The following is a 22,362-nucleotide window of genomic DNA, read 5'->3' on the forward strand; positions in this document are numbered from 1 at the left end:
GCGGCGGGGGTACGGTAGGCAGCCCGGCAGAACTCTGACAAGGCTGTAAGAGATGACGGACTCCTCCCCGACCGCACACCGACCACCGGCGCAGCGCGCCGAGCGCACCACCGCCCCCGCGGGCATCCGCCCCCGGCGCGCGGACGCCCGGCGCAGCAGGGCCGCCGTGCTGGACGCGGCGGTCCGGGTGCTGGGCGAGCGCCCCGAGGCCGGCCTCGGGGCCGTCGCCGCCGCGGCGGGGGTCACCCGGCAGACGATCTACGCCCACTTCGCCTCGCGCGAGGGCCTGCTCACGGCCGTCGTCGACCACGTCACCGACGAGGCCGTCGCCGCCGTGGACGCCGTCGACCTCGATCGGGGCCCGGCCGCCGACGCGCTGCTGCGGCTGCTGGACGCCGCGGCCCGGGCCACCGGACGCCACCCCGAGCTGATCCGCGTGATCAACTCCCTGCCGACGAGCCCCGAGGAGGACCGCGACCGGCACGTCCCCGTGGTGGACCGCATCGCCCGGGTCGTCCGGCGCGGACAGGACGGCGGGGAGTTCACGCCGGACCTGCCGACCGCCTGGCTCACCACCGTCGTGATCGCCCTGGCGCACGCTGCCCACGGGGAAGCCGAGGGTGGCGGGATGACGGCGGACGAGGCGAACGCCGCCCTGCACGTCACGGTCCTCCGCGCCCTCGGCGCTGACCGTAACTCCCCACCGGCTTCCACTCCTTCGCGAAACGGCCGGCCCAACCCTGCCTGAAGCAGAAGTGGATGGCTTGGTTCCGATTCCGCTCGGTTGTCAGCGGGCGGCATACACAACGCCGTTGGTGGCACGATGTCCCTGAGGCGGAGGCGTGCGTTCCGGTGCGACCCGAGCCGGCAAGGCGGACCGACCGAGGGTGTGATCAGTTGTGGCCATTTCGCTGTCCGTGGTGCTCTTGTTGGGCATCGTCCTGGTGGTGCTGATGCGGTCGGGCTCGCTGCGGGCGGGACCGGCCGTCATGGCGGTCCTCTTCGGCTTCTTCCTCGCCTCCACCGGCATGGCCCCGTCGATACAACGCTTCCTGGACTCCCTCGCGAACAGCATCAGCGACCTCCAGTTCTGAGCCCGGAGCCCCGGAGGCACGCAGAACGGCCCGGGGCCCGGTCGCAGATCGCGAACCGGGCCCCGGGCCGTTCCATCATGGAGCGGGCGACGGGAATCGAACCCGCGTAGCTAGTTTGGAAGACTAGGGCTCTACCATTGAGCTACGCCCGCAAGCACCGCGTACGGTGCGACGTCCCGCAGGTCCGCGGCACGAAGAGCATCGTAGCGGGTCGCGGGCGGCGGACGCACACCCGATTCCCGCACACCCGGGCGCCCACCGCGTGCAGTCATTAACCGGCAGCCGTACTGCCTGCGAACATGTACCCTACGTGTCGCACCGACGGGGTGTGGCGCAGCTTGGTAGCGCGTCCGCTTTGGGAGCGGAAGGTCGTCGGTTCGAATCCGGCCACCCCGACCACGGTCCTCACCGCCCCACAAGATCGCGTTGTGGGGCGCATCCTGCATACAGCTACTATGCAAGCTGCGTGCCCGCGTGTCCGCACACGGAAGAGCGGCCTAGGCGCCGCAGCCGATGGGGACAGGACGTGGAGCGGGCCGATTGGCCGGCCCGCGCCTGCGTGCAGGTACGCAGCATGACCCCAGTATTCAGCCACCAAGGAGACCGAACCGTGAAGAGCGCCGTGGAGACCCTGAACCCGACCCGGGTTCGGCTCACTGTCGAGGTGCCCTTCGAGGAGCTCAAGGACAGCCTCGACGCGGCGTACAAGAAGATCAACCAGCAGGTCACGGTCAAGGGCTTCCGCAAGGGCAAGATCCCGGCCCGCGTGATCGACCAGCGGTTCGGCCGTGGTGCGGTGCTGGAGGAGGCCGTCAACGACGCGCTGCCGAAGTTCTACACCGAGGCGATCAACGAGGCGGAGATCAACCCGCTCGGTCAGCCCGAGGTCGACATCACGGAGCTGAAGGACGGCGAGACGCTGAACTTCACCGCCGAGGTCGACGTCCGCCCCGAGATCGAGATCCCGGACTACTCCGGCATCGAGGTCGAGGTCGACGCGGTCACGGTCAGCGACGAGGACGTCGACCAGTCGGTCGAGCAGCTCCGTGAGCGGTTCGTCACCACGAACCCGGTCGAGCGCGCCGCCGAAGACGGCGACGTCATCACCGTCGACCTGCAGGCCAAGGTCGAGGGCGAGGTCCTGGAGGACGGCGTCGCCGACGGCGTCTCCTACACCATCGGCTCCGGCGAGCTGCTCGACGGCATCGACGACGCCGTGAAGGGCCTGGAGGCCGGTGGCGAGGCCACCTTCACCTCCCAGCTCAAGGGCGGCTCCGCCGCGGGCAAGGACGCCGAGGTCACCGTGAAGGTCACCGCGGTCGCCGCCCGTGAGCTCCCCGAGCTCGACGACGACTTCGCCCAGCTCGCCAGCGAGTTCGACACGCTGGAGGAGCTGCGTGCCGACAGCCGCAAGCGCCTGGAGAACATGAAGGCGTACGACCAGGCCACCCAGGCGCAGGAGCGCGTCCTGGAGGAGCTGCTGAAGCTGGTCGAGATCCCGATGCCCGAGAAGCTTCTCGAGGACGAGATCAACACCCGCAAGCACAACCTGGAGCACCACCAGCTCGGCCAGATGGGCCTCGACCTCGCGAAGTACCTGGAGATCCAGGGCAAGACCGAGGAGGAGTTCGACGCCGAGACCCGCGAGCAGGCGGTCAAGGGCATCAAGACCCAGTTCGTCCTCGACGAGCTGGTCAACAAGGAGAAGCTGAACGTCAACCAGGAGGAGCTCACCGAGCACCTCATGCGGCGCGCCGCCTCCTCCGGCATGAGCCCGGACCAGTTCGCCAAGGCCGTCGTCGAGGGCAACCAGGTCCCGATGCTGGTCGGCGAGGTCGCCCGCGGCAAGGCGCTGGCCCTGGTCGTCGAGGCCGCCAAGGTCCTCGACACCAACGGTGAGGTCGTCGACCTCGACGACGACGCCGACGAGGCCGCCGAGGGCGAGGCCGTCGAGGCCGCCGCCGAGGAGAAGGCCGACGAGAAGGCCGCTGACAAGGCCGACGAGAAGCCCGAGGCGTAAGGCACCCGGACCGGCCCCGGGCCGGCCCGCCGCACGCCAGCAAAGGCCCGGACGCACCCGCGTCCGGGCCTTCGCCGTACCCGATCCCCGGCCATGACCTTGCGCTCCGAGCGAACAGTTCGGGAACCGGGATGGCGTTGTCCGACCTGCGCGTTAGGGTCCATGAATACGAGGGCAGGCAGTACCCGCCCCCGGCTACGAAGACGCTGAGACGGCGGGCAGCCGTCAGAGACGAGCAGGTGGACACGTGACGAATCTGATGCCTCAAGCCGCCAGTGAGCCGTCCCTCGGTGGCCTGGGTGACCATGTCTACAACCGGCTGCTCGGCGAGCGGATCATCTACCTCGGCCAGCAGGTCGACGATGACATCGCCAACAAGATCACCGCGCAGATGCTGCTTCTCGCCGCCGACCCGGAGAAGGACATCTACCTGTACATCAACAGCCCCGGCGGCTCGGTGACCGCCGGCATGGCGGTGTACGACACGATGCAGTTCATCCCGAACGACGTCGTCACCATCGGCATGGGCATGGCGGCCTCGATGGGCCAGTTCCTGCTCACCGGCGGCACCGCCGGCAAGCGCTTCGCCCTGCCGAACACCGACATCCTCATGCACCAGGGCTCCGCCGGCCTCGGCGGCACCGCGTCCGACATCAAGATCCAGGCCCAGTACCTGCTCCGCACCAAGCAGCGCATGGCGGAGATCACCGCCCGCCACTCCGGCCAGACCGTCGAGGCGATCCTCCGCGACGGCGACCGCGACCGCTGGTTCACCGCGGAGGAGGCCAAGGAGTACGGCCTCATCGACGACATCATGTCGTCCGCGTCGCACGTTCCCGGCGGCGGCGGCACCGGCGCCTGAGCTCCGGTGAGCTCCCCGGCCCCGCAGGGCCCCGACCGGGCCCACCCCGACAGCGAACCGTTGTGCAGTAAGCCACCAGGATGGTGAACACCCCCATGACCAACTTCTCCGCCAGCGGCCTCTACACCGGCCCGCAGCCGGACAACCGCTACGTCGTCCCCCGCTTCGTCGAGCGCACCTCCCAGGGCGTGCGCGAGTACGACCCGTACGCCAAGCTCTTCGAGGAGCGCGTGATCTTCCTCGGCGTGCAGATCGACGACGCCTCGGCCAACGACGTGATGGCGCAGCTGCTGTGCCTGGAGTCGATGGACCCCGACCGGGACATCTCGATCTACATCAACAGCCCCGGCGGCTCCTTCACGGCGCTGACCGCGATCTACGACACCATGCAGTTCGTGAAGCCCGACATCCAGACGGTCTGCATGGGCCAGGCGGCCTCCGCCGCGGCCGTGCTGCTCGCCGCCGGCACCCCCGGCAAGCGGATGGCCCTGCCGCACGCCCGCGTGCTGATCCACCAGCCCTCCTCCCAGACCGGCCGCGAGCAGCTGTCGGACCTGGAGATCGCGGCCAACGAGATCCTGCGCATGCGTCAGCAGCTGGAGGAGATGCTGGCCAAGCACTCCACCACGCCGCTGGACAAGGTCCGCGACGACATCGAGCGTGACAAGATCCTCACTGCGGAAGACGCCCTGCAGTACGGTCTCATCGACCAGATCGTTTCCACCCGCAAGAGCACGGCGGCAGCTGCCGCCTGACCCGGTGCCGCCCGGCTTGGCGCGGTCCACGACAATGTGAACCGCGCCAAGAGGGGCCCGAACGAGGGCTCCGGCAAGGTACCGTCGGATATGAGGCACCAGGAGCAGGCTGCACCAAGCCGCTCCCAGGCGAAGGGGAAGCACCTCGTGGCACGCATCGGTGATGGCGGCGATCTGCTCAAGTGCTCGTTCTGCGGAAAGAGCCAGAAGCAGGTGAAGAAGCTCATCGCAGGCCCCGGTGTGTACATCTGCGACGAGTGCATCGAGCTCTGTAACGAGATCATCGAGGAAGAGCTCGCGGAGACCTCCGAGGTGCGTTGGGAAGAACTTCCCAAGCCCCGTGAGATCTACGAGTTCCTGGAGGGGTACGTCGTCGGGCAGGAGCCCGCGAAGCGCGCCCTCTCCGTCGCGGTCTACAACCACTACAAGCGCGTCCAGGCCGGCGAGAACGGCGGCGTGCAGGGCCGGGACGACGCGATCGAGCTGGGCAAGTCGAACATCCTCCTGCTCGGCCCCACCGGCTCCGGCAAGACCCTGCTCGCGCAGACGCTCGCCCGGATGCTGAACGTCCCCTTCGCGATCGCCGACGCCACGGCGCTCACCGAGGCCGGGTACGTCGGCGAGGACGTCGAGAACATCCTGCTGAAGCTCATTCAGGCGGCCGACTACGACGTCAAGAAGGCCGAAACCGGGATCATCTACATCGACGAGATCGACAAGGTCGCCCGTAAGAGCGAAAACCCGTCGATCACCCGTGACGTCAGCGGCGAGGGCGTCCAGCAGGCGCTGTTGAAGATCCTGGAGGGCACCACCGCTTCGGTACCGCCGCAGGGTGGACGCAAGCACCCGCACCAGGAGTTCATCCAGATCGACACGACGAACGTGCTGTTCATCGTGGGCGGCGCGTTCGCCGGCCTGGAGAAGATCATCGAGTCCCGCGCCGGTGCCAAGGGCATCGGCTTCGGGGCCACGATCCGCTCCAAGCGCGAGATCGAGGCGAGCGACCAGTTCCAGGAGGTCATGCCGGAGGACCTGGTGAAGTTCGGGATGATCCCCGAGTTCATCGGCCGGCTCCCGGTCATCACCTCCGTGCACAACCTCGACCGCGAGGCGCTGCTGAAGATCCTGGTCGAGCCGCGCAACGCCCTCGTCAAGCAGTACCAGCGGCTGTTCGAACTCGACGGCGTGGAGCTGGACTTCGACCGCCCCGCCCTGGAGGCCATCGCCGACCAGGCGATCCTGCGCGGCACCGGCGCCCGAGGCCTGCGCGCCATCATGGAGGAAGTCCTCCAGTCCGTGATGTACGAGGTCCCGTCCCGCAAGGACGTCGCCCGCGTCGTCATCACCGCGGACGTGGTCCGCGACAACGTGAACCCGACCCTGGTGCCCCGGATCGTGAAGAACGACGGCCGGCACGAGAAGTCGGCGTAGGACACCGCCCGTAGCACGTGAAGGAGGGGGCGCCCCGCACGGGGCGCCCCCTCCTTCACGCGTACCCGATCTGGGTCACCCGGGGTCAGGAAACCTTGGTGCGCGAGGTGTTGTAGAGCTTCGCGGCCAGGTCGGCGAGCTTGTCCTGGGCCAGCGGCGCGCCCGGCTTCTTGCCCTCTTCCAGCTGGGACATCGCGGACATGTCCATGTGCATCACGACCACGAGGGTGCTGTAGTCGGCCCACACGCACATCGGGACCTCGAAGGGCTCCTTCTGCGAGGAGTCCTTGGCGTTCTGGCACTTCATGACCGCGCCCTTGAAGCCCGACGGCTTGTACGACTTGGCGCTGCCCTGGAGCTGCACGTCGTCCTCGCCGCCGTTGCTGGCTTCCTTGCGCACGATGTCGAAGAAGCCGTCGACGGCCTTCTCCGGGTCCTCGACCTCGCCCCAGAAGCCGGTCATGACGAGCGTCTTGCCGGTGCTCGGGTCGTCCCCGCTGCGATAGGCGGCGCCGGCCTGGTTGGGGTTCTTGATCCCCATGGCCTCGGCGTCCTTCTTGTCGCTGTCCTTCATCTCCTTGTCGTCCGACTCGCCGCCCATGCGCTTGAAGTCGCCGACGGAGGCGGGCGGGGTGAGCTTGTAGCCCTTGGTGCTGTCGGCGACGCCGGAGCTGGAGTCGTCCCCGCTGAACAGCAGGTAGCCGCCGCCGGCTATGACCGCGAGGGCCACCACTGCGGCGCCGACGATCAGACCGGTCTTCTTCTTCGACCCGCCGGGCGGGGGCGGCACGTGGCCGGGGTGCGCCGGCTGCTGGCCGTACGGGCCCGGCTGCTGGGGCTGGCCCCACTGGCCCGGCTGCTGCGGCTGACCGGCCGGCGGGTAGCCCGGCTGCTGACCGGGCTGCGGCGGCTGCCCGTACGGTCCGGGCTGCTGGCCCTGCTGCGGGACGCCGTAACCCGGCTGTCCCGGCTGGCCGCCCTGGGGGTCCGCCTGCGGATACCCGTAACCCGGGGCGCCGGGCTGACCGGGCGGCTGCTGCGGGAAGCCGTAGCCGGGCTGCGGCTGCTGACCCGGCTGCGGCGGCTGCCCGTAAGGACCCGGCTGCTGTCCGTACGGTCCGGGCTGCTGGGGCTGCCCGTCGTACGGGCCCGGCTGGTTGTGGCTCATTCCTCAGTTCCCCCTTGAAGGCTTTATCTGGCTCTGACATCCTCACCCACGGTCCTCCGCGGCGGGGCGACGGGGGTCACAACCGTTACCGAACCTTCCCGTTTCAATACGGGCCCGTGACACCCCTAAACTGAGGCGCGTGACCGAGAACACTCAGCAGCAGACAGCCACCACCCCCGAACTGCCGACCCAGTACGCGCCGGCCGAGGTAGAGGGGAAGCTGTACGAGCGCTGGGTAGGACGCGGTTACTTCGAGGCGGATGCGAAGAGCGAGAAGCCGGCGTACACCGTCGTCATCCCGCCGCCGAACGTCACCGGCTCGCTCCACATGGGCCACGCCTTCGAGCACACCCTGATCGACGCCCTCACCCGCCGCAAGCGCATGCAGGGCTTCGAGACCCTGTGGCAGCCCGGCATGGACCACGCCGGCATCGCCACCCAGAACGTCGTCGAGCGCGAACTCGCCAAGGAGGGCAAGTCCCGCCACGACCTCGGGCGCGAGGCGTTCGTGGAGCGCGTGTGGCAGTGGAAGGCGGAGTCCGGCGGCCAGATCCAGGGCCAGATGCGCCGCCTCGGCGAGGGCGTCGCCTGGAACCGCGACCGCTTCACCATGGACGAGGGCCTGTCCCGCGCCGTGCAGACCGTCTTCAAGCGGATGTACGACGAGGAGCTGATCTACCGCGCCGAGCGCATCATCAACTGGTGCCCGCGCTGTCTGACCGCCATCTCCGACATCGAGGTCGACTACCAGGACGACGAGGGCGAGCTCGTCTCGCTGAAGTACGGCGACGGCGACGAGACCCTCGTGGTCGCCACCACCCGCGCCGAGACGATGCTGGGCGACACCGCGGTCGCGGTCCACCCCGACGACGAGCGGTACGCGCACCTGATCGGCAAGCGGATCAAGCTCCCGCTGACGGACCGTTCCATCCCGGTCGTCGCCGACACCCACGTCGACCCCGAGTTCGGCACCGGCGCGGTCAAGGTGACCCCCGCGCACGACCCGAACGACTTCGCCATCGGCCAGCGCCACGGCCTGGAGTCGATCGAGGTCCTCAACGAGCGCGGCATCATCACCGTGCACGGCCCCTTCGAGGGCCTGGACCGCTTCGAGGCGCGCTCCGCGATCGTCGCCGCGCTGCGCGCCGAGGGCCGCATCGTCGCCGAGAAGCGCCCGTACACCCACTCCGTCGGCCACTGCTCGCGCTGCCGCACCACGCTGGAGCCGCGCGTGTCGCTCCAGTGGTGGGTGAAGGTCGCCCCGCTCGCACAGGCGGCGGGCGACGCGGTCCGGGACGGGCGGGTCGCCATCCACCCCGCCGACATGACCCAGCGCTACTACGACTGGGTCGACAACATGCACGACTGGTGCATCTCCCGGCAGCTGTGGTGGGGCCACCGCATCCCGGTCTGGCACGGCCCGAACGGCGAGATGGTCGCCGTCGGCCCGGACGAGCAGCCCCCGACCGGCGAGGGCTGGTCGCAGGACCCCGACGTCCTCGACACCTGGTTCTCCTCCGGCCTGTGGCCCTTCTCCACCCTCGGCTGGCCCGAGCAGACCCCGGACCTGGAGAAGTTCTACTCCACGGACGTCCTCGTCACCGGCTACGACCTGATGTTCTTCTGGGTCGCCCGGATGATGATGTTCGGCCTCTACACCATGGACGGCCAGCCGCCGTTCCGCACGGTCGCCTTCCACGGCATGGTCCGCGACGAGTTCGGCAAGAAGATGTCGAAGTCGGCCGGGAACACGGTCAACCCGCTCGACTGGATGGACGCGTACGGCTCCGACGCCGTCCGCTTCACCCTGGCCCGCGGCGCGAACCCGGGCACGGACGTGCCGATCGGCGAGGACTGGGTCCAGGCGTCCCGCAACTTCGCCAACAAGATCTGGAACGCCACCCGCTTCGCGCTGATGAACGGCGCGACCGTGGAGGGCGACCTGCCCGCGCCGGAGCAGCTCACGGCGGTGGACCGGTGGATCCTGTCCCGGCTGAACAAGACCGTGGCCGAGGTCGACGCGCACTACGACGACTACCAGTTCGCGAAGCTCTCGGACGCGCTGTACCACTTCGCGTGGGACGAGGTCTTCGACTGGTACGTCGAGCTGTCCAAGACCACGTACTTCGCCGGCGGCGAGCAGGCGAAGGTCTCCGCGCGCGTCCTCGGCGAGGTGCTGGACGTCACCCTGCGGCTGCTGCACCCGGTGATGCCGTTCGTCACCGAGGAGCTGTGGACGACGCTCACCGGGCGCGAGTCCGTCGTCGTCACCCAGTGGCCCTCGGACAGCGGCTTCCGCGACGAGGCGGCGGAGCGCGAGATCGAGCTGGTCCAGCGGGTCGTCACCGAGGTCCGCCGGTTCCGCTCCGACCAGGGCCTCCAGCCGGGCCAGAAGGTCCCGGCGCGCCTCGACCTGACCGGTACGGCGCTCGCCCCGCACGAGCCGGCGATCCGCCAGCTCCTGCGGCTCCAGCCGGCGGACGACGGCTTCCAGGCGACGGCGACGCTGCCGGTCGCGGGCGCGAGCGTGGCGCTCGACCTCTCCGGCGCGATCGACGTGGCGGCGGAGCGGAAGCGGCTGGCGAAGGACCTGGCCGCGGCGGAGAAGGAGAAGGCGCAGGCGGAGGCGAAGCTGGGCAACGAGGCGTTCCTGGCGAAGGCGCCGGAGCAGGTGGTGGGGAAGATCCGCGCGCGGCTGTCCGCGGCGGAGTCCGACATCACCCGCATCTCGGGCCAGCTGAGCACCCTCCCGCCGGCGTAGCCCCCTGCGGGTCGCGTTGCGGAGGGCCTACGCGCCGTTTCCCCGCAGGAGCGTTGGTCCCTGCGGTCCGGTGGTGGGCTGGTCGCGCAGTTCCGCCCCCTACGCCCGAAGGGCGTGGTGGTACCCCCAGCGCCACCTGTTTCGCTGCCCCCGTCACATATCTGCGGGCCGAGGGCGGAGGTTTTCAGGGGCGCGGGGAACTGCGTGAACAAGCCCCACCGGGCCGCGGAGACCAATGCACCCCAGGGGGACGGCGAGGGTGTCTCGGGTGCGGGGCACCGCGGGAGGTGGCCTGCGTCGACCCCCGCTCCACCCGCCCGGAGGGCCCCCGCATCATGGGGGGATGCTCGCGCCCGCACGGTACGCCGTACTCCGCCTCCTCACGGCGGCCCGTCAGCGCACCCGGCGCTGGCCCGGCTCCCCCCGCGCCCTCGACGGCGTCGCCGCGCTGAGCTGCTTCTCCCTCATGGTGCTCGACGTGCCGGGGCTCGCCGACGCCGACAACTCGCTCACCGGGCTGACCGCCACCCTCGTGCTTGCCGCCGGTGCGGCGACGCTCGTGGTGCGGCGGCGGGCGCCCTGGGTGCCGTACCTCGTCGCGCTCGTCCTCCTCGGCTGGCTGCACGAGCTGACGCTGATCCAGTTCGCGCTGTACTCCCTGGGCCGCTTCCGCGGGCGCGCGGCCGGCGTCGCCGCGACCGTGGGGTACGTCGCCTGGTCGTACGCGATGTTCCACCTGCCGGGCTGGCCCGAGCACCGCGCCGACACCCTCAGCGGCTTCCTGGGGCTGATCGTGCCCATCGGGGTGCTCGCCGCCGCCGTCGGCATCGCCGCCTACCGCCAGGACCTGGTGCGCGAACTCGCGTCGCAGCGGGCGCGCGCCGCCGTGTTCCAGGCCGTGCAGGAGGAGCGGATCTCCGTCGCGCGCGACGTGCACGACCTCGTCGGGCGGGAGCTGACCGTGCTCGCGGTGCGCGCGGAGGTGCTCGCCGCGAGGGCCCGCGGCGGGCCCCACCTCAAGGACTTCGAGGAGCTCGCGGACACCGCCCGCCGGGCCCATCTGATGCTGAACGACACCATCGTGCACCGCGCCGACGAGCGCACCGCGACCCCGGGCCTCGAAGGGCTGACCGCGCTCGCCGCCGAGAGCGAGCGGATGGGCAGCCCGGTGACGCTGGAGATCTGCCTGGCGGCGCACCGGCTGTCGCCGCTGCGGCAGACCGCGGTCTACCGGGTGGTGCAGGAGTGCCTGACGAACGCCGCCAAGCACGCCCCGGGGGAACGCGTCAGCGTCGCGATCGGCCTCGACGGCACCCGGCTGCGGGTGACCGTGCGCAACGCGCTGCCCGCCGCGGTCCCGGTGACGGAGCCGGTCTCCAGCGGCACCGGCACGTCCTCGATGCGGGAGCGGGTCACCGCGATGGGGGGCACGCTGACCGCCGGCGCGCACGACGGCGCGTACGAGGTCGTCGCCCACCTCCCCGCGGGCCGGCTCCCGAGCCGACCGTGAGCCCCCGGGCGACGGCCGCGGGCCGGACTCTAGACTGGGTCCGTGAGTGAGCACCCCGCCGAGCCGAACGGGCCCGAGCCCGAACCGCACGAGCGTGACGTGGCCGACGAGTTCCACGAGATCGTCGACGCCGAGACCGACCGTGACCCCGACCTGGCGGTGATCGAGGCCGGGAGCCGTACGCTGCGCACCCAGGGCGGCCCGCCACAGGCCGACTCCCTGCCCGCCCGCCCCGCCGACCCCGAGGTCGACGCGGCGCTGCGCGCGGTGGAGGAGGACCTGGCGACCAGGTGGGGCGAGACCAAGCTGGAGCCCTCGGTGCGGCGCATCGCCGCACTGATGGACGTGTTGGGCGAGCCCCAGCGGGCGTACCCCTCGATCCACATCACGGGCACCAACGGCAAGACGTCCACGGCCCGCATGATCGAGGCCCTGCTCTCCGCCTTCGAGCTGCGCACCGGCCGCTACACCTCGCCGCACGTGCAGTCGATCACCGAGCGCATCAGCCTGGACGGCGCGCCGATCTCCGCCGAGCGCTTCATCTCGACGTACGAGGACGTCAAGCCGTACGTGGAGATGGTGGACGCGGCCGAGGAGTTCCGGCTGTCCTTCTTCGAGGTGCTGACGGGCATGGCGTACGCGGCCTTCGCGGACGCGCCCGTGGACGTCGCCGTCGTCGAGGTCGGCATGGGCGGCGAGTGGGACGCGACGAACGTGATCGACGCGTCCGTCGCGGTGGTCACCCCGATAGACCTGGACCACACCGACCGCCTGGGCACCACTCCCGGCGCGATCGCCACCGAGAAGGCGGGCATCGTCAAGCAGGGCGCGACGGTGATCCTGGCCCAGCAGCCGGTGGACGCGGCGCAGGTGATGCTCAAGAAGGCCGTGGAGGTGGACGCCACGGTGGCCCGCGAGGGCATGGAGTTCGGCGTCGTGACGCGCGAGGTCGCGGTCGGCGGCCAGCTGCTGACCCTGCGCGGACTCGGCGGCGAGTACCCGGACGTCTTCCTCCCGCTGTACGGCGCCCACCAGGCGCACAACGCGGCGGTGGCGCTGGCGGCCGTGGAGGCGTTCTTCGGCGTCGGCGCGGAGCACGCGCGCGTGCTGGACCTGGACACGATCCGTTCGGCGTTCGCCGCGGTCACCACCCCGGGGCGGCTGGAGGTGGTCCGCCGCAGCCCGACGATCGTGCTGGACGCGGCGCACAACCCGGCCGGCGCCCGGGCGACGGCGGAGGCGGTCACCGAGGCGTTCGGCTTCACCCGGCTGATCGGGGTGGTGAGCACCAGCGCCGACAAGGACGTGCGCGGGGTGCTGGAGGCGTTCGAGCCGGTCTTCGCGGAGATCGTCGTGACGCAGAACTCGCAGCCCCGTGCGATGGACGCCGACGAGCTCGCGGCGATCGCCGTGGAGGTCTTCGGTGACGAGCGCGTCGTGGTCGAGCCGCGGCTGGACGGCGCGCTGGAGGCGGCGGTCACCCTCGCGGAGGAGGAGGCCGAGTACGCGGGCGCCGGTGTCCTGGTGACGGGCTCGGTGTTCACCGTCGGCGACGCCCGCCTGCTGTTGAGGAAAGGCTGAGAACTGATGCGTACGCTCGCCGCTTCCACCCTGATCGGGGAGTTCTTCGTCATCGGCTTCGCCGGTCTGGTGGCGATGAAGGACGACTCCCTGACGGTGGGCACCGTCTGGACGGTCTGCGGGGTCGCGATGGTGCTGTCCCTGCTGCTGTGCGGCATGCTCTCCCGGCCCGGCGGCGTCCAGCTCGGCTGGGCGCTCCAGATCGGGCTGGTCGTCAGCGGCTTCTTCGTGCCGATGATGTTCTTCCTGGGGGCCTGCTTCGCCGGCCTGTGGTGGGCGTCGATCCACTACGGGCGCAAGATCGACGAGGCGAAGGCCCGCTGGGCCGCGCAGGCGGAGGCCGAACCTTCGTAGTCCTTCGTGGCCCACGGGTGCACGGGACAGGTCCAGGTGCCGCCGTGCGGGTGACGGCCTGTAACCTCACACCACCGCATTCGAATGCCTTGCAAGGAGCCGTACACATGACCCAGCGCACGCTCGTCCTCCTGAAGCCGGACGCGGTCCGCCGCAAGCTGGTCGGCGAGATCGTCGGCCGCATCGAGGCCAAGGCGGGCTGGACCGTCACCGCGCTGGAGCTGCGGCAGCTGGACCGGGAGACCCTGGAGCAGCACTACGCCGAGCACGTGGGCAAGCCGTTCTACGAGCCCCTGGTGGAGTTCATGCTCTCCGGTCCGGTCGTCGCGCTCGTGGTCGACGGCGAGCGGGTCATCGAGGGCGTACGCCGACTGGCCGGTCCCACCGACCCGATCGCCGCGGAGCCCGGCTCCATCCGGGGCGACTTCGGCACCATCGTCCGGGAGAACCTGATTCACGCCTCGGACTCCGAGGAGTCCGCCATTCGAGAGCTGAAGATTTTCTTCCCCGGTCTTTCCTGACCTGTCGTCAGCCATACAGCGCCAAACGACGTGCGTGACCTGGGGCGACCGATGTAATTCGGTCGCCCTCCGGCATATGCGGACACTTTTCGGGAACGGATCGCAGCGACACGACGTCACCTATACAGAGGCGGTCCACCGCGCCGCTCAGTCTGCGGCGGCACTACGATGGAAGCCGCCACGCCACAGAATCCACCACCGCGCCTTCCTGAATAGCCGTCATGGCTCCATTCGGGAAGGGCGGACGCATCCTCTTGGGGAAGAACATGTCGTTCATCGGCCGTGATATGGCTGTCGACCTCGGGACCGCCAACACGCTGGTGTACGTCAGGGGCCGGGGGATCGTTCTGAACGAACCGTCCGTCGTCGCCATCAACACCAACACGGGCGGCATTCTCGCCGTCGGCGCCGAGGCGAAGAAGATGATCGGTCGGACGCCGGGCAACATCGTCGCCGTCCGACCGCTGAAGGACGGCGTCATCGCCGACTTCGAGATCACCGAGCGGATGCTCCGGTACTTCATCTTGAAGATCCACAAGCGGCGGTACCTGGCCCGACCGCGCGTCGTCGTCTGCGTGCCCTCGGGCATCACCGGCGTCGAGCGCCGCGCCGTCATCGAGGCGTCCACGCAGGCCGGCGCCCGCCAGGTGCACATCATCGAAGAGCCCATGGCCGCGGCCATCGGCTCCGGCCTCCCGGTCCACGAGGCCACCGGCAACATGGTCGTGGACATCGGCGGCGGCACCACCGAAGTCGCCGTCATCTCCCTCGGCGGAATCGTCACGGCACAGTCCATCCGGGTCGCCGGCGACGAGTTGGACAACGCGATCATCCAGCACATCAAGAAGGAGTACTCGCTCCTCCTCGGCGAGCGGACCGCGGAATCCATCAAGCTCACGATCGGCTCCGCCTACGACCTCGAACAGGACGAGCACACCGAAATCCGCGGCCGTGACCTGGTCTCCGGACTCCCGAAGACCGTCGTCATCTCCGCCGCCGAAGTCCGCAAGGCGATCGAAGAGCCGGTCAACGCCATTGTCGACGCCGTGAAGACCACCCTCGACAAGTGCCCGCCGGAGCTGTCCGGCGACGTCATGGACCGGGGCATCGTGCTCACCGGCGGCGGGGCGCTGCTGCGCGGCCTCGACGAGCGGCTGCGCCGGGAGACCGGCATGCCGATCCACATCGCCGAGGACCCGCTGGACTCCGTGGCGCTGGGCTCCGGCAAGTGCGTGGAGGAGTTCGAGGCGCTCCAGCAGGTCCTGGACGCCCAGCCCCGCCGTTAGCGTCCCCGCGCCGGACCCGTTCCGGCGCGGGTGCCCGCCGACGCGCGCACCGGACGGTCCCCCGTACGGCTGCCTGCCGACCCGTACGGCCGATCGTCGACACACACAACTGAGATTCCGAGATTCCTACGAGGAAGGCACGGCCGCCGCACGTGAGGGACACACGAGAGAGCCGGCTGCTCTTGGTGCTGCTGATCGCCATCGCGTTCGCACTGATCACGGTGGACATCCGCGGCGGGGAGGACTCACCGGTCGACGGCGCCCGGCAGGCCGCCGCCACCGTCTTCGGGCCGATTCAGAACGGCGTCGCCACCGCCGTCGACCCGGTCGGCAACGCCATCGGCGCGGTGCGCGACTCGGGCGAACGCCACGACCGCATCAGCGTGCTGGAGCGGGAGAACGCGGAGCTGAAGGCGCGACTCGGCAGCGACGACCGCAACCGCAGCCGGGCGCGCGAGCTGGACAAGATGCTCAAGACCGCCGGCGCCGGACAGTACGGAGTCAAGGGAGCCCAGGTCATCGCCATAGGAGCGGCCCAGGGCTTCTCCTGGACCGTCACCATCGACATCGGCTCGCGCGACGGCATCAAGCGGGACATGACCGTGCTCAACGGCGACGGGCTGGTCGGCCGGGTCACCACCGTCGGTCCGAACACCGCCACCGTGCTGCTCGCCAACGACCCCGACTTCACCGTCGGCACGCGCATGGAGAAGACCGACGAACTCGGCTTCGCCACCGGCCAGGGCGACCGTCCGCTCTCCGTCCAGCTCCTCAACGGGAAGTCCAAGGTGAAGCAGGGGGACCGGCTGGTCACCTTCGGCTCGCAGGCGTCCCGGCCGTTCGTCGCGGGCGTGCCGATCGGCGAGGTGGTCCGCGTCGACCCCGCCCGCGGTGACCTGACCCGCACCATCTACGTCCGGCCGTACGTCGGCTTCAGCCGGCTCGACATCGTCGGCGTCGTGGTCGAGGCGCCCAGGACCGATCCGCGCGACGCCGTGCTGCCGCCCAAGGCGAAGCCCGTGCCCACGCCGACGGTGACCGTCACCGTCACCCCGTCCGCGCCCGCGGGCGAGCAGCCCCAGGGCGAGAGCCAGGAGCTGGATCCGGGCGCGGCCCCGGACCCGGGCGAGACGCCCGATCCGAACCAGCCGCCCAACCAGCCCCCGGACCAGGGCGCCGCCACCCCCGCCGCCCCCGGCGTCCGCACCGACGAGCAGCAGTAGGAGCTGATCCGTACATGCGTGTCAACCGGATCCTTCTCTCCACGGCCCTGGTCGTGGTCGCGCTCGTGGTCCAGGTCTCCGTCCTCGCCCGGCTCCAGCTCCCGGGCGCCGTGCCCGACCTGCTGCTGCTCACGGTCCTCGGACTGGCCTTCGTCTACGGGCACCTGGCCGGCGCCTTCATCGGCTTCGGCGCCGGGCTGCTGGCCGACCTGGCGCCGCCCGCCGACCACGCGCTCGGCCGGTACGCCCTGGTGCTGTGCGTCATCGGCTACCTCGCCGGTCTCGCCCGCCCCCAGGACGGCAAGCTGCGCTCCGCCACCGGCCCGATGGCCGTGGTGGTCGCCGCCGCCATCGGCTCCACGCTGCTGTACGCGGGCGTCGGCGCCCTCGTCGGCGACACCGCCGCCCGCCACGTCGGCCTGGGCGGCCTGCTGTTCACCGCGGCGGTCTACGACCTGCTGCTGGCGCCGTTCACGGTGCCGTTCATCATGGCCCTCGCCCGCAGGACGGACCACGATCCGCTCGCCGATTCCCAGAGCGGCGGCGACGTGGCCTCCGGCTGGCTTGCCTCCGGCACCGGTCTGCGGATCGGCAGCCAGCGCGGCGGGCTGCGGGTGAAGACGGCGCGGACCAGGGCGAACCGCGCCGGCCGCATCAAGGGCGTCAAGCGACTGTGAGCGAGGGAGGGGAACGCGCAGCATGAGCAACATCCCGGAGACCGGGCGGACCCCCCGGGTCCAGATCCGGCTCGTCATCATCCAGATCCTGGTCTTCTCCCTCCTGCTCACCCTCGGCGGGCGCCTGTGGTACCTCCAGATCCGCAACGGTCAGGAGTACACCGACGAGGCGAAGAACAACGGCGTCCAGCGCGTCGTCCAACCCGCCGTGCGCGGCTCCATCCTGGACGCCCGCGGAGTGGCCCTCGCCGACAACGAGACCCGGCTCGTGGTCTCCGCCTCGCGCACCGAGCTGATGAAGATGAAGGACGACGGCAAGGCCGTCCTGACCCGGCTCGCCGAAGTCCTCGGCATGCAGCCGAAGGAGGTCATGGACAAGGTCCGGCTGTGCGACGCGAAGACGCCCAAGCCCTGCTGGAACGGGTCGCCCTACCAGCCGATCCCGGTCACCGACGAGGCCACCACCCAGCAGGCGCTCCAGATCCGCGAGCGCGCCGAGGACTTCGTCGGCATCACCGCCGAGCCCACCGCCGTACGCCGCTACACCGCGCCCGGCAAGGCCAACGCCGCCCAGGTGCTCGGCTACCTCTCGCCCGTGACGGACGGCGAGATCGAGAAGGCCAAGGACTCCGAATCGCCCTACCTCCGCTCCGACCAGGTCGGCCGCTCGGGTCTTGAGCGCACCTACGACAAGGCGCTGCGCGGCAAGGCCGGCGTGACCCGCTACGAGGTCGACAACCTCGGCCGGGTCATCGGCGAGTCCGACCGCGACGAGGCGCAGGCCGGTTCCAACCTGGTCACCTCCATCGACGCCCGGGTGCAGGCCGTCGCCGAGTACGAGCTGAACTGGGCGATGAAGGAGGCCCGCAAGACGTTCGACCGCAACACCCAGCGCACCTACAAGGCCGACGCGGGCGCGGTCGTCGTCATGGAGAACAAGACCGGCCGGGTCGTCGCCATGGCCTCGCAGCCCACGTACGACCCCAACGCCTGGGTCGGTGGCATCTCGGCCAAGGACTACGCCGCGCTGACCAGCAACGACTCCAACTATCCGCTGCTGAACCGGGTGATCCAGGGCCAGGCGGCCCCCGGCTCCATCTTCAAGGTGGTCTCCTCGGCCGCCGCGGTGCGCGCGGGCTACGACTTCGACGACAACTACCCCTGCCCCTCGTCGCTGAGCTTCGGCGGCCGGGAGTTCAAGAACTTCGAGTCCAAGGGGTACGGCTCCATCAGCCTGGGCCGTGCGCTGGAGGTCTCCTGCGACACCGTCTACTACGGCCTCGCGTACAACGAGTGGCAGAAGGACGGCGGCATCAAGCCGAAGAAGGACAGCAAGGACTGGTTCTACCGGACCGCGCACGACTTCGGCCTCGGCAAGGAGACCGGGATCGACCTGCCCAACGAGGTCAAGGGCCGGGTCCCGGACCGCGAGTGGAAGCAGAAGTTCTGGGAGGCCAACAAGGAGTCCTGGTGCAAGACGGGGAAGAAGGGCGGCGACTACGCCGAGCAGGTCGCGTACGAGAACTGCCTCGAAGGCAACCAGATGCGCGCCGGTGACTCCGTCAACTACTCCATCGGCCAGGGCGACATCCTCGTCACGCCGATACAGATGGCGACGATCTACAGCGCCATCGCCAACGGCGGCACCCTCTACGACCCCACCATCGGCAAGGCGATCATCAGCCCCGACGGCAAGTCCGTGCAGGAGATCAAGCCCAAGGCGCACGGCAAGCTGCCGATGGACCGCAAGACCAGGGACAAGATAAACGAGGCCCTCGCGGGAGTCGTGACGAACGGTTCGGCCAACTGGCGGTTCATCGGCTGGCCGCACGACAAGATCCCGATGCACGCCAAGACGGGCACCGCCGAGGTCTTCGGCAAGCAGACGACCTCCTGGTTCTCCACGTACACCGACGACTTCACCATCGTGATGACGATCTCCCAGGGCGGCACCGGTTCCGGCGCCTCGGGACCGGCCGTCCGCAACATCTACGAGGCGATGTACGGCCTCAACGAAAAGGGCGAGCAGGACCTCAAGCGGGCGCTGCTGCCCAAGCCGCAGACGTCGCTGCCCAAGGTCGAGACCGACGGCACCATCGAGGCGCCGGAGGTCAAGCCGTACGAGCCGCCGAAGCCGGAGGAGGAGACCGGCGAGCCGCTCGGCGACCAGCAGGACCAGAACCAGAACCAGAACCAGCAACAAGACCAGCAGGACCGGGACACCGACCAGCTCGCGGGCCCGCCCGCTCGGAGGGACTAAGAGGCATGGCCGGCACCAATGGCTTCTCCGTCTCCGGCTACGGCCCGCAGCGCGGCGGCCTGTGGGCCCAGCTCAGCTCCCGCGACTCGATGGTCCGGCGACTGGACTGGCCGCTGCTCTTCTCCGCGCTCGCGCTCTCGGCCATCGGCTCCCTGCTGGTCTGGTCCGCCACGCGCAACCGCACCGAGCTGAACCAAGGCGACCCGTACTACTTCCTCTTCCGCCACCTGCTCAACACCGGCATCGGGGTCGCCCTGATGGTCGGCACCATCTGGCTCGGCCACCGCACCCTGCGCGGCGCCGTGCCGGTGCTGTACGGGATCTCCGTACTGCTGATCATGCTGGTGCTGACCCCGGTCGGCGCCACCATCAACGGCGCCCACGCCTGGATCGTGATCGGCGGCGGCTTCACCATCCAGCCGTCCGAGTTCGTGAAGATCACCATCATCCTGGGGATGGCGATGCTGCTCGCGGCGCGGGTGGACGCCGGCGACACCCTCCACCCCGACCACCGCACGGTCGCCAAGTCGCTGGTGATCGCCGCCGTGCCCATGGCCATCGTGATGCTGATGCCCGACCTCGGCTCCGTGATGGTCATGGCGGTGATCGTGCTCGGCGTGCTGCTGGCCTCCGGCGCCCCCAACCGCTGGGTCCTCGGCCTGATCGGCAGCGGAGTCGTCGGCGCCGTCCTCGTCGCCGCGCTCGGCCTGCTCGACGAGTACCAGATCAACCGCTTCGCGGCCTTCGCCAACCCGGCACTGGACCCCGCCGGCGTCGGCTACAACACCAACCAGGCGCGCATCGCGATCGGCTCCGGCGGACTGACCGGCACCGGCCTGTTCAAGGGCTCCCAGACCACCGGCCAGTTCGTCCCCGAGCAGCAGACCGACTTCGTCTTCACCGTCGCCGGCGAGGAACTGGGCTTCCTCGGCGCCGCGCTGATACTGGTCCTGCTCGGCGTGGTGCTCTGGCGCGCCTGCCGCATCGCCCGGGAGACCACCGAGCTGTACGGCACGATCGTCGCGGCCGGCATCATCGCCTGGTTCGCCTTCCAGTCCTTCGAGAACATCGGCATGACCCTCGGGATCATGCCGGTCGCCGGGCTGCCGCTGCCCTTCGTGTCGTACGGCGGCTCCTCGATGTTCGCCGTCTGGGTGGCGATCGGACTGCTCCAGTCCATCAGGGTCCAGCGGCCCATAACGGCGTAGGGGCCGGCCGTCGGAGTGACACCGGGGCCGTCCTCGCACTGCCGTGTCGAATCATCCCGAACTAGATTCGATACATGGCGGACACGAAGCGCGAGATCGAGCGGAAGTACGAAGCCACCCCCGAGACCCGACTGCCGGACCTGACCCGGGTGGGCGGGGTCTCGACCGTCCACGACCAGGGCGTCCAGGAACTCGACGCCGTCTACTACGACACCACCGACCTGCGGCTCGCCGCCGCGTCCATCACCCTGCGGCGGCGCACCGGTGGCGACGACGCCGGCTGGCACCTCAAGCTGCCGGTCGCACCGGGCGTGCGGGACGAGATCCGGGCGCCCCTCTCGCCGGGCGTGCCGCGCAACCTGAAGACGCTGGTGCGGGCCCGCACCCGGGACGCCGAACTGGTCCCCGTCGTACGACTGCTCTCCTCGCGGCAGGTGACGCAGCTGCTGGCCGAGGACGGCACCCCACTGGCCGAGCTGAGCCGGGACGCGGTGCGCGCCGAGCGCCTGGACGACGGGCGCACCGCCGCCTGGGACGAGATCGAGGTCGAGCTGGCCGACGACGGCGACCCCGCCCTGCTCGCCAAGGTCGACAAGAAGTTCCGCAAGGCCGGGATCCCGGCCGCCGCGTCGCCCTCCAAGCTCGCCCGCGCGCTGGCCGAGACCGGGCTGAGCGTGCCGCCGGACGCCACCGCGCCGGCCGACGCACCCGAGGACGCCGGCTCGGGCGACGCGGGTGCGCACGTCCTCGTCTACGTGCGCGAGCAGGTCGCGGCCCTGCTGGCGTACGACCCGGGGGTACGGCGCGACCTCCCCGACGCGGTCCACCAGATGCGGGTCTCCACCCGCCGGCTGCGCAGCGCGTTCCGCACGTACCGCAAGGTGCTGGACCGGGCCGTCACCGACCCCGTGGGCGAAGAGCTGAAGTGGCTCGCCGGCGAGTTGGGCGTGGCCCGGGACACCGAAGTGCTGGCCGAGCGGCTGCGGGGCCGGATCGACGCCATGCCCAGGACCCTGCTGCTCGGGCCGGTGCGCGGGCGGTTGCGCCGATGGACCGCGGCCCGCGGCTCCGGCTCGCGCCGTCGCGCCGTCGCCGCCCTCGACGGCAAGCGCTACCTCGCCCTGCTGGGCTCCCTGGACGCCCTGCTCGCCGATCCGCCGCGGCTGAAGCAGGCCGGCGGCGCCCCCGACGTCGTCCTGCCCCGGGCGGTGATCAGGGACTACGAGCGGCTGGCGGGCCGCGTCGAGCACGCCCTGGCGCTGCCGGCGGGCCACGAGCGGGACCTCGCGATGCACGACGCCCGCAAGGCGGCCAAGCGCGCCCGCTACGCCGGTGAGGCGGCCACCGCGGCGCTCGGCCGGCCCGCCCGCCGCTTCGCCAAGCGGATGAAGGCCGTGCAGTCCGTGCTGGGCGACCACCAGGACAGCGTGGTGGCCCGTGACACCCTGCGCGACATCGGCGTCCAGGCGCACGCCGCGGGGGAGTCGGCGTTCACCTGGGGCCTGCTGTACGGGCAGGAGCAGCGGGCCGCCGCCGACCGGGAGCGGGAGCTGCCGCAGGTGTGGGCCGAGGCCGCGGACGAGAAGCTGCGGGCGGCGCTCGTCAGCTAGGGCCTTTCTCCCACCGGGCCCGCCCCGCCCCGTCGCGGGCG

The 22,362-nt window shown here is 70.5% G+C and carries 19 protein-coding genes and 2 tRNA genes; 19 read left to right on the forward strand and 2 right to left on the reverse strand.

Annotation, left to right across the window (positions count from 1 at the left end):
- Positions 1-52 precede the first annotated feature (52 nt).
- Positions 53-748: a TetR/AcrR family transcriptional regulator gene (locus tag AB0E05_RS32060; RefSeq protein ID WP_361970322.1), complete on the forward strand. Its 696-nt coding sequence runs from the start codon at positions 53-55 to the stop codon at positions 746-748.
- Between the two features lie 151 nt (positions 749-899).
- Entirely contained in the window at positions 900-1,094 is a 195-nt protein-coding gene (locus tag AB0E05_RS32065; RefSeq protein WP_361970324.1) for a hypothetical protein, read from the forward strand.
- Between the two features lie 78 nt (positions 1,095-1,172).
- Here the strand turns inward: AB0E05_RS32065 and AB0E05_RS32070 are convergent.
- A tRNA-Gly gene (locus AB0E05_RS32070) sits at positions 1,173-1,246 on the reverse strand.
- Positions 1,247-1,416: 170 nt separating this feature from the next.
- On the opposite strand from AB0E05_RS32070, the gene AB0E05_RS32075 reads away from it, so the two are divergent.
- The 5 genes from AB0E05_RS32075 to clpX all read left to right on the forward strand — a co-directional run bounded on the left by AB0E05_RS32075 (position 1,417) and on the right by clpX (position 6,162).
- Positions 1,417-1,493 (forward strand) — tRNA-Pro (locus AB0E05_RS32075).
- A 211-nt stretch (positions 1,494-1,704) separates the two neighbouring features.
- Entirely contained in the window at positions 1,705-3,114 is a 1,410-nt protein-coding gene (gene tig, locus AB0E05_RS32080; protein WP_361970326.1) for a trigger factor, read from the forward strand.
- Positions 3,115-3,361: 247 nt separating this feature from the next.
- A complete protein-coding gene (locus AB0E05_RS32085) occupies positions 3,362-3,976 on the forward strand; it encodes an ATP-dependent Clp protease proteolytic subunit (protein ID WP_361970328.1) in 615 nt (204 codons plus the stop codon).
- An 80-nt stretch (positions 3,977-4,056) separates the two neighbouring features.
- Positions 4,057-4,731, forward strand: a complete 675-nt coding sequence (locus AB0E05_RS32090; RefSeq protein ID WP_361970330.1) for an ATP-dependent Clp protease proteolytic subunit — start codon at positions 4,057-4,059, stop codon at positions 4,729-4,731.
- A 147-nt stretch (positions 4,732-4,878) separates the two neighbouring features.
- Positions 4,879-6,162, forward strand: a complete 1,284-nt coding sequence (clpX, locus tag AB0E05_RS32095; RefSeq protein ID WP_361970332.1) for an ATP-dependent Clp protease ATP-binding subunit ClpX — start codon at positions 4,879-4,881, stop codon at positions 6,160-6,162.
- A gap of 85 nt (positions 6,163-6,247) precedes the next feature.
- On the opposite strand, the gene AB0E05_RS32100 is transcribed toward clpX, so the two are convergent.
- Positions 6,248-6,952, reverse strand: a complete 705-nt coding sequence (locus AB0E05_RS32100) for a hypothetical protein (RefSeq protein ID WP_361970334.1) — start codon at positions 6,950-6,952, stop codon at positions 6,248-6,250.
- Here AB0E05_RS32100 and AB0E05_RS32105 point away from each other — a divergent pair, their 5' ends adjacent.
- The 12 genes from AB0E05_RS32105 to AB0E05_RS32160 all read left to right on the forward strand — a co-directional run bounded on the left by AB0E05_RS32105 (position 6,953) and on the right by AB0E05_RS32160 (position 22,321).
- Positions 6,953-7,348, forward strand: coding sequence for a hypothetical protein (locus AB0E05_RS32105; protein WP_361970336.1), 396 nt, complete (start codon positions 6,953-6,955; stop codon positions 7,346-7,348). It begins immediately after the preceding gene.
- 121 nt (positions 7,349-7,469) lie between these two features.
- On the forward strand, positions 7,470-10,091 hold the full coding sequence (locus AB0E05_RS32110; protein ID WP_361970338.1) for a valine--tRNA ligase: 2,622 nt from the start codon (positions 7,470-7,472) through the stop codon (positions 10,089-10,091).
- A 343-nt stretch (positions 10,092-10,434) separates the two neighbouring features.
- Positions 10,435-11,601 carry an ATP-binding protein gene (locus AB0E05_RS32115; RefSeq protein ID WP_361970339.1) on the forward strand — a complete coding sequence of 389 codons (1,167 nt, stop codon included), beginning with the start codon at positions 10,435-10,437 and terminating at the stop codon, positions 11,599-11,601.
- A gap of 42 nt (positions 11,602-11,643) precedes the next feature.
- A complete protein-coding gene (locus tag AB0E05_RS32120) occupies positions 11,644-13,182 on the forward strand; it encodes a folylpolyglutamate synthase/dihydrofolate synthase family protein (protein WP_361970341.1) in 1,539 nt (512 codons plus the stop codon).
- 6 nt (positions 13,183-13,188) lie between these two features.
- On the forward strand, positions 13,189-13,536 hold the full coding sequence (locus tag AB0E05_RS32125) for a DUF4233 domain-containing protein (protein ID WP_361970343.1): 348 nt from the start codon (positions 13,189-13,191) through the stop codon (positions 13,534-13,536).
- A gap of 107 nt (positions 13,537-13,643) precedes the next feature.
- Entirely contained in the window at positions 13,644-14,057 is a 414-nt protein-coding gene (gene ndk / locus AB0E05_RS32130) for a nucleoside-diphosphate kinase (protein WP_361970345.1), read from the forward strand.
- Positions 14,058-14,323: 266 nt separating this feature from the next.
- Positions 14,324-15,343 (forward strand): rod shape-determining protein, encoded by a 1,020-nt coding sequence (locus AB0E05_RS32135; RefSeq protein ID WP_361532234.1) that lies wholly within the window; start codon positions 14,324-14,326, stop codon positions 15,341-15,343.
- A 152-nt stretch (positions 15,344-15,495) separates the two neighbouring features.
- Positions 15,496-16,566 (forward strand): rod shape-determining protein MreC, encoded by a 1,071-nt coding sequence (gene mreC / locus AB0E05_RS32140; protein ID WP_361970346.1) that lies wholly within the window; start codon positions 15,496-15,498, stop codon positions 16,564-16,566.
- Between the two features lie 14 nt (positions 16,567-16,580).
- Entirely contained in the window at positions 16,581-17,243 is a 663-nt protein-coding gene (mreD, locus tag AB0E05_RS32145; RefSeq protein WP_361970348.1) for a rod shape-determining protein MreD, read from the forward strand.
- A 22-nt stretch (positions 17,244-17,265) separates the two neighbouring features.
- The gene (gene mrdA, locus AB0E05_RS32150; RefSeq protein WP_361970350.1) at positions 17,266-19,503 is read left to right on the forward strand and encodes a penicillin-binding protein 2; all 2,238 of its coding nucleotides are present in this window, start codon (positions 17,266-17,268) and stop codon (positions 19,501-19,503) included.
- Positions 19,504-19,508: 5 nt separating this feature from the next.
- Positions 19,509-20,711: a rod shape-determining protein RodA gene (gene rodA, locus AB0E05_RS32155; RefSeq protein WP_361970352.1), complete on the forward strand. Its 1,203-nt coding sequence runs from the start codon at positions 19,509-19,511 to the stop codon at positions 20,709-20,711.
- A gap of 74 nt (positions 20,712-20,785) precedes the next feature.
- On the forward strand, positions 20,786-22,321 hold the full coding sequence (locus AB0E05_RS32160) for a CYTH and CHAD domain-containing protein (RefSeq protein ID WP_361970354.1): 1,536 nt from the start codon (positions 20,786-20,788) through the stop codon (positions 22,319-22,321).
- Positions 22,322-22,362: the final 41 nt, after the last annotated feature.

The sequence above is a fragment of the Streptomyces sp. NPDC048057 genome (assembly GCF_040653095.1).
Lineage (GTDB): Bacteria > Actinomycetota > Actinomycetes > Streptomycetales > Streptomycetaceae > Streptomyces.